Source organism: Streptomyces sp. NPDC087859 (assembly GCF_044742595.1).
In the GTDB taxonomy this organism is placed as follows: Bacteria; Actinomycetota; Actinomycetes; order Streptomycetales; family Streptomycetaceae; genus Streptomyces; species Streptomyces canus_F.
In genome coordinates this window covers 1-15,168 of the sequence record NZ_JBIUUU010000002.1, presented here as the reverse complement: position 1 = coordinate 15,168, position 15,168 = coordinate 1, and the positions used below count along the sequence as shown (strand labels likewise).

Below are 15,168 nucleotides of genomic sequence, written 5' to 3'. Positions count from 1 at the left end.
CCTGTACGGAGCGTGCGCGAGCCTGTCTCCGCTCCGCCAAGTTGGCTGAAAATAGACCCCGCATCTCCAGGGCAATTACCGCTCCTACCATGGAAATTGACGGCGCGAAGGGCGTCTTGGGGGAGCGTATCGGGGGCGCATTCGCGCCGCACTCGCCTTGACCTGTACGGGCGTTCGCTTCTTCCTGGGCAGGTGTACGGGGGCGCATTCGACGGAGCCCAAGCGGCTCCGCCGCCTCTCCGGTGCGCCTCCTTCATGGCAGCATGGGGAACCGGTTCGTACGGTGCACTGGTTGTCCACAGCCTGTGGAGGCGTCCATGCGGTGGTTGGTGGGGTGGAGCAGCACCGCAGCGGGAGCAGCCGTGATCGGCTCCGCGGGGGCGACCGGAGGCGACGGCGAGACCGTGCATCCGGTGGGTTCCCAATTGCTGTGGGGCGACCCTGATCCGCTGTGGGCGGTGGGGGACTGGCGCCCCGACGAGGTGCGGGTGGTGAAGGCCGACGCGCAGAATCGCATCGCCGTCCTCGGTACCTGCGGAGCGACGGACGAACAACTGCGGGTCGGTCTCTTCGCCGCGCGCGGAGGCGCCCTTCGGCATCTGACGGCCTGGTCCGGCAGTTACACGGCCGTTGTCCAGGTGGGTCGCCGGATCACCGTCAGCGGCGATCTCGCGGGCGCCCGCCCGGTGTTCTACACCCCCTGGGCCGGCGGCACCGCCTACGCGACGGCGGCCCTCCCGCTGGCCGACCTCATCGAGGCCAACCTCGACTTCGGACATCTGGCGGCCCTCCTGGCGGCCCCCGACGTCCCGGCCGCGCTGCACGACTCCACTCCGTACGACGGCGTACGGCGCATTCCGCCGGGGCACGCGCTGATCCTGCGCAACGGGGCGCGCGAGATCGCGGGGTACGAGGCGGTCGCCTCCCTCGCGGTGGCGGCACCCTCCGCCGACCCGGACAGCGCGGTGGACGCGGTGCGGGACGCGCTGGTGGAGGCGGTACGCGCGCGTCTGTCGGCGCCTCGGCACGTGCCCGGCGCCGACATAGACCCGGGCCCGGTCCCGGGGATGGGGCCCGCCGAACGCCGTGCCGCGCGCGGGATGCCGGTCCCGGGAATCGGGGCGGACCTGTCGGGCGGGCCGGCGTCGGGAACGCTGGCGCTGCTGGCCGCCGGCCTGCCGGGCATGCCGGGGACGGTGCTGGGCCACGGCACGGGTGCGGGCGAGCGACTGCTGGCGGTCACCTTCAACGACCTGGCGGTGCGCGGGCGGGAGGCCGAGGTGGAGCGGGCGGGCTCGCTGGCTGCCAACCCGCGGCTGCACCACGTGGTGGTGGCCGGCGGCGAGGAGACACTGCCGTACGCCGACCTGGAGGGCCCCCTGACGGACGAGCCGGCCTCCTCCCTGGTGACGGCGGCCCGCCACCGCGCGCGTCTGGCGTCGGGCAGCGCGGACCACTTCACGGGATACGGCGCCCGCCAGGTCCTGGACGCACACCCGGCCCGCCTGGCCGACCTCCTGATGGACCGCAAGCGACGCCATCTGGTCCGCCCGGTGGCGGCGCTGGCGAAGGCGGACGGCTCGGTGATGGTCCCCGCGCGCGTGTACGGAGCGGCACGCCGCCTCGCCCGTACGCCGTACCGGACGGGCCTGGAGGTCCTCGCCGACCGGCTGATGGACCGCCGCTTCGACGAACCGGGGGGTGCCGTGGGGGCGTCACTGGCCGCCCTCTCCTGGGCCAGACCCGGCCCCGCGGCGCGCTGGCTGACGGGGGAGGCGCTGGCTGAAGTATCGGTTCGCCTCCAGGGTGCGACGAGCCGCTCCGGGGTCGGCCCGGGCCAGCGACCCGGCGACTACCGCGCGCGTGCGGCCCTGGCGAGGACCGCCGCCGATGTGCGCATCCTGGAGCAGGCCGCCGAGATCCGCTTCCAGCGCCTGCACGCCCCGTTCCTCGACAACCAGGTCGTCCGGGCCTGTCGAGCCCTTCCGGAGGCGTTGCGGGTCCAACCGGGCGCGCGGGCCGCGATCCTGCGCACGGTCCTCCAGGGCGCGGGCATCACCGACCTCCCGCCCGGCTGGGGCGCACCGTCCCACGCCTCGGCGGCGGTGGCGGCCCGCACCGGCCTTCGCGTGGCGGCGGACTCCCTGATGTCCCTGTTCGGCACACCCCTGCTCGCCGAGGCGGGCCTGGTGGAGGCGAGGGTCGTCCGCAAGGCACTCCGCGCGGCGGCGGAGGGCGAACCCCTCCCCCTGGACGGCCTCGCCGACCTGGTCTCCCTGGAACTGTGGCTCCGCCGCCTCCTGGCCCGCCGCGGAACCTGCTGGACAGGAACCCCGGCACGCGCCCGCGCGGTACCGGCGGGGATCACACCTCAGCGGGGAGCACTGGGGGCGGGGGCGACGGCACGGAGGGGGTAGGAGCGAGCGGCTCGATGCCGGTCCGGCGTCCGAGGCCGAGGGCGCACTGTCCCGAGCCCCCGCCCACCCGCTGGGACTTCGCCCCACGATGCGGGCCCGTGTTTTTCAGCCCGTCCGGCGTTCGACGACAAGAACTCCCGTCCCGAGCTCCCACCCACCCGCCGGGGGCTTCGCCTCTCGACGCCGGTCCGTGTCTTCGTTTTCAGCCCGTCCGGCGTTTGAGGACGAGGCCCGTTCAGGGCCGTAGCGGGGGTCTGGGGGCGCAGCCCCCAGGGATGGGACGGGTAGGGGCGGCGGGGGCGAGAACAGCCCGGCGCGCACCCCCACCACCCCGCACCCACCCACGCCCAGGTCCCGAAAACCTGTGCCCCCCAAAGCCACCCCGGCGACAATGACCCGGTGCGGTACAGAATCCTGGGCGTCACCCAGGCCGAGGACGACCACGGCACCGCCGTCCCCCTCGGCGGCCCCCGCCTACGTGCCCTGCTCACCGCCCTCGCCCTCCGCCCAGGAACCGTCACCGCCCCCGACACCCTGATCGCCGACATCTGGGCCGACACCCCGCCCCAGGACGCCCCGGCCGCCCTCCACGCCCTCGTAGGCCGCCTCCGCCGCGCCCTCGGCAAGGACACGATCACCTCCGCCCCCGGCGGCTACCGCCTCACCGCGACCCACGACGACGTAGACCTCTTCGTCTTCGAACGGCTCACCCGCCAGGGCACCGCGGCCCTCCACCGGGACGACCCCCGAGCCGCCGCCCACGCCCTGGACGAGGCCCTCACCCTGTGGCGCGGCCCCGCCCTCGCCGACCTCCCCGACCGCACCCCCGCGACCCGCCCGGAGACACGACGCCTGGAAGCGCTGCGCGCCCGAGCCGACGCGGCCCTGCGACTCGGCCGAGCCCAGGACGCCGTACCGGAACTGACGGAACTGACCGCCGCGCACCCGTACGACGAGCCGCTGCACGCCCTCCTCATCCGCGCCCTGCGCGACACCGGCCGCAACGCCGACGCACTCGCCGCGTACGAGTCGGCCCGCCGCACCCTGTCCGAGGGCCTCGGCACCGACCCGGGCCCGGAACTTCGCTCCCTGCACGCCGAACTGCTCGCCCCGGCACCCACGCTCCCTCCCGCACCGGCCCACCCGGATGCCGTGAGCCCCCACACCCCGGCACCCGCCACCCGTCGCGGCAACCTTCGTCCGCGTCTTACCTCTTTCGTGGGCCGGGAACCCGAACTCGACGCCATCCGTTCCGAATTGCACAGGGCCCGTCTCGTCACTCTCACCGGTCCGGGCGGCTCCGGAAAGACCCGTCTCGCCGAGGAGGCCGCCGCCGGGCGACCCGAGGCGTGGCTCGTCGAGCTGGCACCGCTCGACCGGCCGGAGGCGGTGCCAGGGGCGGTGGTCAGCGCGCTCGGTCTGCGGGAGACCAAGCTGATCACCACCGAGCTGACGGACCGGCAGGACGACCCGCTCGCCCTGCTCGTCGAGTACTGCGCCCCGCGCAGCCAACTCCTGATCCTTGACAACTGCGAACATGTCATCGAAGCGGCGGCCCACCTCGCCGAGACCCTGCTGACCCGCTGCCCCGGGCTCACGATCCTCGCCACCAGCCGTGAACCCCTGGGGGTCCCCGGCGAGTCCGTGCGCCCGGTCGAGCCCCTCCTCCCCGACCAGGCGCACCGCCTCTTCACCGAGCGCGCGACGGCGGTCCGCCCCGACGCGGACGCCGTCCTCCGCGACACCGAGGCCGTCACCGAGATCTGCCGCCGCCTCGACGGACTGCCGCTCGCCATCGAGCTCGCGGCGGCAAGGCTGCGGCTGCTCACCCCCCGCCAGATCGCCGACCGCCTCGACGACCGCTTCCGCCTCCTCACCTCGGGAAGCCGCACGGTCCTGCCCCGCCAGCAGACCCTGCGCGCGGTCGTCGACTGGTCCTGGGACCTGCTCGACGAGCGGGAGCGGACGGTGCTGCGCGAGGCGTCCGTGTTCGCGGGCGGCTGGGACCTCGCCGCCGCGGAGGCCGTGTGCACCGGCCCCGCCGCCGAGCTGATCGGGGCGCTCGTCGACAAGTCCCTGGTCGTCGCCGCCCCGTGCGAGCGGTCCGGCGGTGACGTCATGCGTTACCGCATGCTGGAGACGATCCACGAGTACGCGGTCGAACGCGCGGCCGAGGCCCCTCACGCGCGCGCCGACGCCCTGCGCAGGCACCGCGCATGGGTGCGCGCCCTCGTCGAGGAGGCCGAGCCCGAGCTGCGTTCCGTCGGCCAGCTCCCGTGGATCTCCCGCCTGGAGACGGAGCTGGACAACATCCGCGGGGCCCTCCACCGCGCGGTCGAGGCCGGCGACGAGGCGGAGGCCGGTGCCCTGGCCGTCGCGATGACCTGGTTCTGGTGGCTGCGGAACTACCGCAGGGAGGGCGCGGACTGGACCGGCCAGGTGCTGCGGCTGGGCGCGGCCCTCGACGCCGCCGGGGGCACGCTCCCGGCGGAGCAGGACGCGGCGTGCTCCCTGATGACGTCCCTGGACCCCGTCGACACCTTCCTGGCCGACCCGGACGGCGAGAGACACCACCCGCTGCACACCCTGCGGATGGACCTCCGGATGCTGCACCTCTTCCTCATGGCCGAGGTCGACCCGCCCCTGGACGGGCTGGACGAGCGGATGCACGGGTACGTGGCACGGATCCGGGACCACTTCGGGAGCGGCGGCCCCCACGCGGCCCGCCTGCCCGGCCTCGCCTGGCCGGTGACGGTCTTCCTCCCTCCCGCCCCGAGGGAGGACGCCCGGCCCGTCCTGGACAGGGCGGTCGCCAACTGCCGGGCTCACGGCGGCGACTGGGAGACCGGCGTCGTCCTGATGTTCCGCGCGCACATGGTCGTCGACTCCCCGGGCGGCATGCCCGGCATCGACGGCGACCTGGCGGAGCTGCGGGTGCTGAGCCGGCGGGTCGGCGACCGCTGGCTGCGGGCCCAGGTGTGCAGCGCCGCAGGGGAGGCGGCCATGGCGCGGGGCCGCTTCGAGGAGGCCAAGGGGGAGTACGAGGAGGCCCTGCGGCTCGCCCACGAGGTGGGGGCCCACACCGAAACGCCGTTCCTCCTCGCCCGGCTCGCCGAGATCGCCTACCGCGCGGGCGACCGTACGACGGCACTGGCCACCCTGGACGAGGCGAGCGCCGCCGCCGAGCGGTACGCCGTGGCGGACTCCCGGGCGTTCGTGCTGCTCCAGCTGGCCCTGATGGCGCTGGACGAGAAGGACATCGACCGCGCCCGCGACCTGTACGAAGAGGCGCGCGACGCCGTCGGGCGGGCGACGCCGCCCCCACAGTTCAGGGTGATGCTGCTGTCGGTCGACGCCATGGTGTCGGCGGCGGTGTCCGGCCCCGGGACCGCTCTGCCCAAGCTGGCCGAAGCGTTGCGGACGGCGGTCGAGACGCGCTGCTCCGACGCGATGAAGGCGGCGCTCGCCGATGGCACGGCGGACCTGATGTCCCGTCTGGGCGACCATGCGCGCGCCGCCCGCCTGCTCGCCGCGGCCACCCGCTGGCGCGACGGTCTCCCGCGCCCCATGCCGGAGGGCGTGGCCGCCGAACGGGCCGAGGCCGACGCCCGCGCGGCCCTCGGCGACGAGCGCTACACGGCGGAGTGCGCCAGGGGCTCGGCGCTCACCCCGGACGACGTCCTCGGCGAACTCGACGCGGCCCTGCGCACCCACTCCGCAGGTACGGCGGCGTCATGAGGCGAAGCCCTGCGCGTCCACCCGGCACCGGCAGTCCGTCCGGCGCTACGAACACCTGAACTTCGACTCCGCCCAGTCGGCGAGCGCCAGGTCGTCGAAGGAACTGTGCGGCTCCACCACCAGCCGCACGGTCTCGCGTCCGGCGAGGTTCACATGGACCGGCACCGCCGCGTCCCCGCCCTCGACCAGCCCGGACTTCCACAGCCGGACCCCGTCCGCGTAGACGGAGAAGTAGACCTTGCCGAGCCCCAGCGCCATGTCGTCCACGCCGACCGCCGCGTCGTAGGAGGCGCACTCGCGGTTGAGGTCGATGGTGACGGAGGACCGGCCGTGCACGGTGACGCCGTGCTCGTACCGCGTGCCGCCGACCGAGACACCCCACCGCTGCCACACCCAGCTGCTCTCGGAGATCCGCATCTCGGGCTCGGTGCCGTCGCCGTTGATGTCGTACGCCAGCTCGCTCCACTGGTAGACGGCCGGCGCGGGCGGGGGAGGCGGTGTCGGCGTGGGGGTGGGCTTGGGGGTCGGCTTCGGCGTCGGGGTGGGCTTCGGCGTCGGGGCCGGGGTGGGGGTCGGGCTGGGCTCGGGGGTCGGTGTGGGGGTGGGCGTCGGTGTCGGCGTCGGCTCGAGCGCGATGACCGGCGGCGCGGGAGCGGGCTCCTTCTTCGGCGGCTTGGGGATGTTCTCGGCGGGCTTGACCACCGGTGTGGTCGCGGGGGGCTGGGCCACGGGTTTGTCGTCGGCCGGCTTGTCGTTGCCGGACAGGGCGAGCGCCACCACGACACCCGCCGCGACCAGCGCACCGGCCGCGATACCGACCTTCACCGGCATGCCCACGCCCTCCGAGGCCGCCGCACCGCCCCCCGCGCCCGCGCCGCCCGACGAGCCGCCGCTCGCCACCGCCGCGCCCGCGACACCCGCCGCGCCCGCTCCCGTGCCACCGGCGATGAGCGCGGCGACCTTGGCGTACCCGGCGGCACCGAACCAGCCGATGACCGCGACCGGCACGACGGCGGGGATGCTGCTCGCGACCTCGGCGATCTGGCTGGCCGCGAGGCGGCACTTGGCGCACTCCTCCAGGTGCTTGCGCAACCCGCGTTCGGCACGGGTGCGCAGCCGGCCGCGGGCATAGGTGCCGAGCTGGTCGGCGTAGCGGGCGCACTCCTCGTCGTCGGCGAGGGCGGCACTGACGTGGGCCTGGAGATAGGCCTGCTTGAGGCCCTCGCGGGCGCGGCTGGCGAGCACGCGCGTGCCGTTGGCGTCGAGCCCGAAGAGCGTGGCGACATCGCTCGGCGACTCGTCCTCGACCTCGGTGTGCCACAGCACGGCCTGCCAGCGTTCGGGCAGCGAGCGGAAGGCCTGCATGGCCATGGACTGCTCGGCCACGTGCATGGCGCGCACATCGGCGCCCAGGTTCAGCGTGTCGTCGTCGGAGACGTCGGTCACGCGCGCGGACTGCGCGGCGAACACCGCGAAGTCGTCGACCAGTTGCTCCCGCTTGGCTGACTTCGTCCAGTTCGCGGCGACGCGCCGGACCGTCGTCAGGAGATAGGCGCGTACGGCGTGCTCGGGGCCGGAGCCACCGCGCACCGCCTGGAGCATGCGGGCGAAGACCTCGGCGGTGAGGTCGTCCGCGGTGTGGGCGTCGCGACAGCAGGTGCGGGCGTACCGGCGGACCGCGTCCGCATGGCGGCGGTACAGCTCCTCGTAGGCGGTGTCGTCGCCCGAGCGCATCCGGCCGATCAGGTCGGCGTCACCGGGCGGCAGCTCGATCGGCGGCGGCAGGACGCTGTCCTCGCGGCGGTCGCGCTGGGTCGGGACGCTGCCCTCCATCGGGTCACCGCCGACCGGCGTGCGGCCCGCCCGGCCCCCCTGGCTCGGTACCTGGGGGGACGCCAGGCCGCTGGCCTCCGCGTCCCCCTCGCCCTGTGACTCGTCCCGCCCGTCAACGCCCATCGCGGAAAGCCCCCGCCGCCTGCCCACCAGTCACGAACACCGGGTCAGCGTGCCATATTGGCTTTTGGTCAGGACCCGGCTGTGCGGGGCTTCCACTCGTCCGTGGGGTTTTGCCGCACCGCAGTACTAGCCGTCACCCATCCGGGGAAGGCTCAACCGTCGTGGGTTGAGCGGGAGTTGGGGACATGCCGGGAAAGCCGGGCATGCGAACGAGGCGCGGGCGGCGCAGCACCCACACCTCGTCGTCACCTGATCGAGGCACCGCGTCAAGCGGCCTTTACTACGGCCGCGACCGCAGACCCTCCAGCAGGATGTCCAGCAGCCGCGCCGAGGCCGCCGCCTGCTGCGCCGCATCCGGCAGCGAGGGCGCCGCCGTCGCGATCACCAGCAGCACGTCCGACACCGACACATCGGCCCGCAGCTCACCCGCCGTCCGCGCCCGCTCCACGAGCTGGCCCACCACGTCGAGCAGCGCCGCCGCCCCGGAGTCGTCCTCGACCGCGTTCCCCGGGTTCTCCGACACCAGCCGCAGCTCACCCGAGCCCGGCTGCGTCCGCTGCTGCGGCACCCGCGCCTCGTCGTACCCGGCACCGTCCTCGTGCTCGTCGGCCACCCCGACCCGCAGCACCTGCGGCGGCAGCAGCCGCCCGGCACCCGAGGCCACCGACGTCCGCAGGAAGCGCGACAGCGCCGACCACGGCTCGTCCTCCTGACCGAGCGCCGTACGCGCCTGGTCCGTCAGCCGGGAGGTCTCCTCCTCGGCTATCCGGCGCACCAGGACGTCCTTGCTCGGGAAGCGCCGGTACACCGTGCCGACACCGACCCGCGCGCGTCGCGCCACGTCCTCCATCGGCGCGCCGTACCCCAGCTCGCCGAACACCTCGCGCGCCGCACGCAGTACGTGCTCCAGATTGCGCTGTGCGTCCACGCGCAGCGGCGTCGAACGCGAACCGTCGCGTCCGTTCCCCACCGCCGCGCTCATCGCTCCGCCACCTGGCCCGATGGCAGACGCGGAAGACCAATGAGAGTCCTGAACATGCATAAGCGATCCCCCGGTAATGACGTCTCCCCCCGGAGACTTTCCCCGCCACTGAAAGCCGGAGCGCTATGGGGAACAAACCGCTTCACGGACCGCCCGTCGCGGATCCGATGAGTGCATCCCCCTACACCCCGTCGACACACGAACATAGTTGAGAGGGGGTCAATTCAGAAGGGGCAGGTTCCGCACGGAGCGCCCCCCGATCGGAGTACGGGTCGTATACGTCCCGATTGCACCCCCTCAGGACCCCCGGCGCACACCCCCTGACCTGCAAGCCTTCCCCGCACGCCGCCGATTCGGCCAACCCCGCTCGCGCAAAACGCGCGGTCACACAAATTGCCGGGGCTGTGGACAAACTCAAGCGTCGGGTGCGTCATGGGGTGGTGAAGGAACGCGCGCGCATTCTCGTTGTCGGTGGCGGCTACGTCGGGATGTACACGGCCCTGCGTCTTCAGCGGAGGCTGAAACAGGAACTGAGCCGCGGCGACGTCGAGATCACGGTCGTCACCCCCGACCCGTACATGACCTATCAGCCGTTCCTTCCCGAGGCGGCCGCCGGCTCCATCTCCCCCCGCCACGTGGTCGTCCCCCTGCGCCGCGTCCTGGACCTGTGCCATGTCGTCATCGGCGAGGCCACCGCCGTCGACCACGCCAAACGCACCGCGACCGTGACCACCCTCGCCACCGAGGAAGAGGGAACCGGCGCCCGGCAGCTGACGTACGACGAACTCGTCCTCGCCCCCGGCTCGATCTCCCGCACCCTGCCCATCCCCGGCCTCGCCGACCACGCCATCGGCTTCAAGACCGTCGAGGAGGCCATCGGACTGCGCAACCACGTCATCGAGCAGATGGACATCGCCTCCTCCACCCGCGACCCCGCGATCCGCGACGCGGCCCTCACCTTCGTCTTCGTCGGCGGCGGCTACGCGGGCGTGGAGGCGCTCGGCGAACTCGAGGACATGGCCCGCTACACCGCGCGGTACTACCACAACATCCAGCCCGAGGACATGAAGTGGATCCTCGTGGAGGCCTCCGACCGCATCCTCCCCGAGGTCGGCGAGGAGATGGGCCGCTACACCGTCACCGAGCTGCGCCGCCGCAACATCGACGTACGCCTGGGCACCCGCCTCGAATCCTGCGCCGACCGCGTGGCCGTCCTCAGCGACGGCGCCCGCTTCCCGACCCGTACGGTCGTGTGGACCGCCGGCGTCAAACCCCACCCGATCCTCGCCGCCAGCGACCTCCCGCTCACGGACCGGGGTCGGCTGAAATGCACCCCCCAGCTCACCGTCGAGGGCGCCACGCACGCGTGGGCGGCCGGAGACGCCGCCGCCGTCCCCGATGTGACGGCCGCCGAACCCGGCAGGGAGACCGCCCCCAACGCCCAGCACGCGGTACGCCAGGCCAAGCTCCTCGGCGACAACATCGCGCACACGCTTCGGGGCGAGGAACTGGAGACGTACTCCCACAAGTACGTCGGCTCGGTGGCCTCCCTGGGCCTCCACAAAGGTGTCGCACACGTCTACGGACGCAAGCTGAAGGGCTACCCTGCCTGGTTCATGCACCGTGTCTACCACCTCAGCAGGGTGCCCACCTTCAACCGCAAGGCCCGCGTCCTGGCCGAATGGACGCTGTCCGGGCTCTTCAAAAGGGAGATCGTCTCGCTGGGTTCCCTCGAACATCCCCGAGCGGAGTTCGAACTCGCGGCCGGTGGAAAGCCTCCTCAGGACCCCACGAACGACCCGAAGGGGTCGTCCTGACCGGACCCAGGAACTCCACCGGCAAGGTAGGCGTCTGACGGATGTCGACCCGGTCGGCCACACTGCCACACTGATCCCCGACCCAGGACGGGTGGACGCCCGCTCTCCGCACCCACGAGGACCCAGGCCGGGTCCGGAGCCGGCCGAAGACGACGACACGAGGCAAGGATTCGTGAACTTCACGCGCTGGAGCGCCCGGCTCCCCGGAACACAGCGCCGCGCCGCAGCGCGGACCGACCACCCGGTCACCCCCGACCGACTCGGGGAGGGCGCCGTACCCGCTGCCCGCGCCGAACAACTCACCGACGAAGCACCGCACGTGCCCGCCGTCGACGAACTCCCCGTGCGCGAGGTACTCGACCGCGTCCCGGCCCTCGTCGCCCTCGTCCACGGCACCGACCACCGCCTCGCCTACGTCAACGACGCCTATATGACGGCGTTCGGCGTAAGACACCCCGGCGCCCCCGCCCGCGAAGCCCTCCCGGAGCTCGACGAGATCGGCCTCCTGCCCCTCCTCGACCAGGTCCTGCGCAGCGGCAAGGCACGCACGGTCAAGTCCCGCAAGGCCCCCGACGGCCACTCCTACACCTTCACCTGCACCCCGGTGACGGAGGGAGACACCGGCGGCGTCCTCGTCTTCGCGACCGACGTCACCGACCACGCCGAAGCCGCGGAACGCCTCAGAGCCAGCGAACGCCGCCAGCGCGAGACGGCCGTGACCCTCCAGCGCTCCTTGCTCCCCCAGGTCCTGGAGGAACCCGACGACCTCCGCATCGCCGCCACCTACCAGCCAGGCGGCACCGAGGCCGCGGTCGGCGGCGACTGGTACGACGTCATCACCCTCGGCGGCGGCCGCACGGCCCTGGTCATCGGCGACGTCATGGGCAGAGGAGTCCGCGCGGCAGCGGTCATGGGCCAATTGCGTACGGCGGTCAGGGCCTACGCCCGCCTCGACCTCCCCCCGCACGAGATCCTCCAACTCCTCGACGGCCTCGCCGCGGAGATCGACGCCAACCAGATCGCCACGTGCGTGTACGCCATCCACGACCCCAACGAGGGCCGACTGGTGTACGCCAGCGCCGGCCACCTCCCGATCCTCGTCCGCGACGAGAGCGGGGCGGTGCTGCGCGCCGACGAACCGACGGGCCCCCCGCTGGGCACCGGTGGCTGGATGCACGCGTCGGGTTCGATCCCGCTCGGCCCCGGCTCCACGGCCGTCCTCTACACGGACGGTCTGGTCGAACGCCGTGACGAAGACCTGGACGAGGGCATCGCCTCCCTGGAACGCGCCCTGTCCGGCGCGACCGGGACACCCCAGGTCGTCTGCGACCGCCTGGTCCGCTCCGCGGGTGTCACCGCCGACCACGACGACGACGTGGCGGTCCTGGTCCTCCAGCACCCCGCCCGTACGGGCCCCGACAGCGACCTCTTCCGCAACGCCGCACTGGAACTCCTGGGCGGCATCGAGGCGGCACCACGCGCCCGTGCGTTCGCCTCCGGCGTGCTGACCAGCTGGCGGTTCCCTGCGGAGCTGCATGACCTGGGAGTACTGGCGGCGAGCGAACTGGTCGCCAACTCGCTTCAGCACGGCACGCCCCCGATGCGGTTGCGACTGCGCCGGACGGACCGACGGCTGATCATCGAGGTGACCGACGGGGACGATCACCTGCCCCGGCGCCGGCGAGCCGAACCCGGTGACGAGTCCGGTCGGGGCATCGCCATCGTGGCGACGATCGCCTCGAACTGGGGGTCTCGTCGGACGCCGGGGGGTGGGAAGGCCGTCTGGTGCGAGTTCGTGCTGCCCAAGGGATAGGGGCGCAGGGGTCGCTTGGCGGCTGCGCGTGCGTTGTGGCCGGTCGCGCAGTTCCCCGCGCCCCTAAAGGGGCGCTCCGGTTACGCGGCGATGGACTCCACCGTCGCTCCACCCTTCGCCACCACTCGACTCCTTGCTCGCCACGGGTGGTCCTGTACCGCGGTGAGCTGCCGTCCGAGCCTCAGGCCCAGGAACGTGATGCCCACCGAGAACACCAGGAACGTCACGATGTACGGCGCGTGCAATGAGGCACCCATCGGGCCGCCCACCGCCGGGCCTACGGCCAGGGCGAGCTGCTTGACCAGGGCGAAGGCCGAGTTGTACTGACCGGCCATCCCGCTCGGGGCGAGATCGGCGACCAGGGGAGCGACGGTCGGGGACAGCATGGCCTCGCCCAGCCCGAAGAGGGCGTACGTCGAGACGAACGCGGCCGTGGCCATGGCCTGGCTGGTGTGACCGAGGCCGGCGTAACCGGCGGTGATCCACGCGACGGCCCAGATGACGCCGACCGCGGCGATCACCCGGGAGCGCCGGCGCCGCTCGACGAACTTCAGTACGGCGAACTGCGCGATGACGATCATCGCGGTGTTGGCGGCCAGGGCCGACCCCAGCGCGGACGTGGAGATCCCGGCGGCCTCGACTCCGTACGCGGCCAGGCCCGACTCGAACTGGCCGTAACAGGCGAAGAACAGCACGAAGCCCAGGACGCACAGCTGCACCATGGCCCGGTTCCCCAGGAGCTGCTTCCAGCTGCCCTTCGCCGAACCGGCGGGCGCGTCCCCGATCCGCGGCGCGTGCGGGATCCGTACGGTCGCCATCACCACGGCCAGCAGCAGGAACATCGCCGCCTCGATCGCGAAGAGCAGGGTGAAGGAGGAGGCGCTCGTCGTGTCGACGAGGTGACCGCCGATGAGACCGCCGACGCCCAGCCCGAGGTTCTGCAGGAAGAACTGCATCGCGAAGGCACGGGAGCGGGTCTCGGCGGTGGAGCAGTCCACGATCATCGTGGCGAGCGCCGGCTGCATCACGGCCTGCCCGGCGCCGAGCGCGGCCGCCGACAGCAGAACGGTCGTCGCATTGCTCGCGAGCCCCAGGCTCAGCGCACCGATCGCGGCGGTGACCAGGGCGGTGAGCAACACCGGAAGCGGGCCCCGCCGCACGATCGCCCTGCCGGCGAACGGCAGCACGATCAGCGCGGCCACGGCGAAGACGGCGAGGACGAGCCCCGCCGTCATGGCTCCCAGTCCCCGCACCTGCGCCACATAGACGTACAGGTAGGGGACGGTGAAGCCGAGCCCGAACGCGCTGAGTGCGTTACCCACGTGAATCCGGCACATCGCTGCGCCCATCGCCCTGGTCACGTTCACCTCAATCAGGTAGTTGGAGTCCTTCAGTACTTAGAACCGAAGACTTCAAAGCTAAAGTTAGAAGCTAAACAGTACACCTAGAAGAACTTAAACGCCAAGCAGCCCCGTGCGATACTTCCGCCCATGGGTGACACCCCCGGCAGCAGCGGCATCGGCAGTGAGCCGACCCTCGAAGAGCAGATCGCCGCGTACCAGCGCGAGTTCCAGGACCTCGATCCCCAGGTCGAGCAGATCGTCTCGGCGCTGTCCCGGCTGAACCGCCGTATGAACGTCGCCTACGGCCGTCAGACCTCCGCCCTCGGCATCAGCAACGCGGAGTGGGAGGTGCTCAAGGCCCTCGTCCTCTCCGGCGCCCCCTACCAAATGGGCCCCAGCGACCTCGCCAAGGGACTCGGCCTGACGCCGGCCGCGATGACCCACCGCATCGACCGGATGGTCGCGGAGGGTCTGGTCACCAGGGAGCGGGACGAGTCCAACCGTGTCCGCGTGATCGTGGAGCTGACGGACGAGGGCCGCGAGAAGTGGCTGGAGGCCATGCGGCTCGCCACGGTCTTCGAGGAGGATCTCCTCCAGGACCTCTCCCCGGAAGAGCGGACCAGCCTGGGTGACGTCCTCACCCGTCTCCTGCGGCGGGTGGAGCATGCCCAGCCGGACGCCGGTGGCCGGCTCAGTGACCTGGACTGACGCGTCACCCGAAAAGATCTTGACAGGCTTGGTTGACAGCCCCCTGTGTGATCCGTAGAGTTCTTCGGGTTGCCGCAGAGCCGTAACGGTTCTTCGACAGCACCTCCCGCCGCATCAGCGGCACACAAACCATCAGCACGATCTCCCAACGGGATCGAATTCGGCGTGCCCGAATTCAATTCGATTTGGGTCGGCAGCTCGATTAGGAGCTGCCGAGAGGATCCGCTAAGGTTTGAGACGTCGGAACGGCCCAACAGCCGGGAAGGCAAACCCCCTCTGACTGGGAGTCAGGCCCGAACGGATCTGATAGAGTCGGAACCGCCGGAAAGGGAAACGCGAAAGCGGGAACCTGGAAAGCACCGAGGAAATCGGAACCGGAAACGGTCTGATAGAG

At 72.3% G+C, this 15,168-nt stretch carries 8 protein-coding genes; 5 read left to right on the top strand and 3 right to left on the bottom strand.

The annotated features are described in order from the left end of the window. Window positions 1-317 precede the first annotated feature (317 nt). The gene (locus tag ACIOHP_RS03915; RefSeq protein ID WP_401883168.1) at window positions 318-2,417 is read left to right on the top strand and encodes an asparagine synthase-related protein; all 2,100 of its coding nucleotides are present in this window, start codon (window positions 318-320) and stop codon (window positions 2,415-2,417) included. Window positions 2,418-2,816: 399 nt separating this feature from the next. Beyond that, window positions 2,817-6,155, top strand: coding sequence for an ATP-binding protein (locus ACIOHP_RS03910; RefSeq protein WP_401883165.1), 3,339 nt, complete (start codon window positions 2,817-2,819; stop codon window positions 6,153-6,155). A gap of 45 nt (window positions 6,156-6,200) precedes the next feature. Here the strand turns inward: ACIOHP_RS03910 and ACIOHP_RS03905 are convergent, their stop codons facing one another. Both ACIOHP_RS03905 and ACIOHP_RS03900 read right to left on the bottom strand, forming a co-directional pair. After that, window positions 6,201-8,111 carry a sigma-70 family RNA polymerase sigma factor gene (locus tag ACIOHP_RS03905; RefSeq protein ID WP_401883162.1) on the bottom strand — a complete coding sequence of 637 codons (1,911 nt, stop codon included), beginning with the start codon at window positions 8,109-8,111 and terminating at the stop codon, window positions 6,201-6,203. 280 nt (window positions 8,112-8,391) lie between these two features. After that, the gene (locus tag ACIOHP_RS03900; RefSeq protein WP_361483363.1) at window positions 8,392-9,153 is read right to left on the bottom strand and encodes a helix-turn-helix domain-containing protein; all 762 of its coding nucleotides are present in this window, start codon (window positions 9,151-9,153) and stop codon (window positions 8,392-8,394) included. Window positions 9,154-9,530: 377 nt separating this feature from the next. Between ACIOHP_RS03900 and ACIOHP_RS03895 the strand changes: the two genes are divergently transcribed. Continuing rightward, window positions 9,531-10,910, top strand: coding sequence for an NAD(P)/FAD-dependent oxidoreductase (locus tag ACIOHP_RS03895; RefSeq protein ID WP_401883158.1), 1,380 nt, complete (start codon window positions 9,531-9,533; stop codon window positions 10,908-10,910). A 172-nt stretch (window positions 10,911-11,082) separates the two neighbouring features. Then, complete coding sequence (locus tag ACIOHP_RS03890) at window positions 11,083-12,723, top strand: SpoIIE family protein phosphatase (protein ID WP_361559604.1); 1,641 nt, start codon at window positions 11,083-11,085, stop codon at window positions 12,721-12,723. Window positions 12,724-12,803: 80 nt separating this feature from the next. On the opposite strand, the gene ACIOHP_RS03885 is transcribed toward ACIOHP_RS03890, so the two are convergent. Continuing rightward, complete coding sequence (locus ACIOHP_RS03885) at window positions 12,804-14,060, bottom strand: MFS transporter (protein ID WP_401883155.1); 1,257 nt, start codon at window positions 14,058-14,060, stop codon at window positions 12,804-12,806. A 153-nt stretch (window positions 14,061-14,213) separates the two neighbouring features. Here ACIOHP_RS03885 and ACIOHP_RS03880 point away from each other — a divergent pair, with 153 nt between their 5' ends. Further along, the gene (locus tag ACIOHP_RS03880) at window positions 14,214-14,774 is read left to right on the top strand and encodes a MarR family transcriptional regulator (protein WP_361559610.1); all 561 of its coding nucleotides are present in this window, start codon (window positions 14,214-14,216) and stop codon (window positions 14,772-14,774) included. Window positions 14,775-15,168 lie beyond the last annotated feature (394 nt).

What these genes read in the sequence shown, in the direction of transcription:
- ACIOHP_RS03880 (WP_361559610.1), top strand. Translation starts at nt 14,214, where the DNA reads ATGGGTGACACCCCCGGCAGCAGCGGCATCGGCAGTGAGCCGACCCTC.
- ACIOHP_RS03915 (WP_401883168.1), top strand. Translation starts at nt 318, where the DNA reads ATGCGGTGGTTGGTGGGGTGGAGCAGCACCGCAGCGGGAGCAGCCGTG.
- ACIOHP_RS03885 (WP_401883155.1), bottom strand. Translation starts at nt 14,060, where the DNA reads ATGTGCCGGATTCACGTGGGTAACGCACTCAGCGCGTTCGGGCTCGGC.
- ACIOHP_RS03900 (WP_361483363.1), bottom strand. Translation starts at nt 9,153, where the DNA reads ATGCATGTTCAGGACTCTCATTGGTCTTCCGCGTCTGCCATCGGGCCA.
- ACIOHP_RS03905 (WP_401883162.1), bottom strand. Translation starts at nt 8,111, where the DNA reads ATGGGCGTTGACGGGCGGGACGAGTCACAGGGCGAGGGGGACGCGGAG.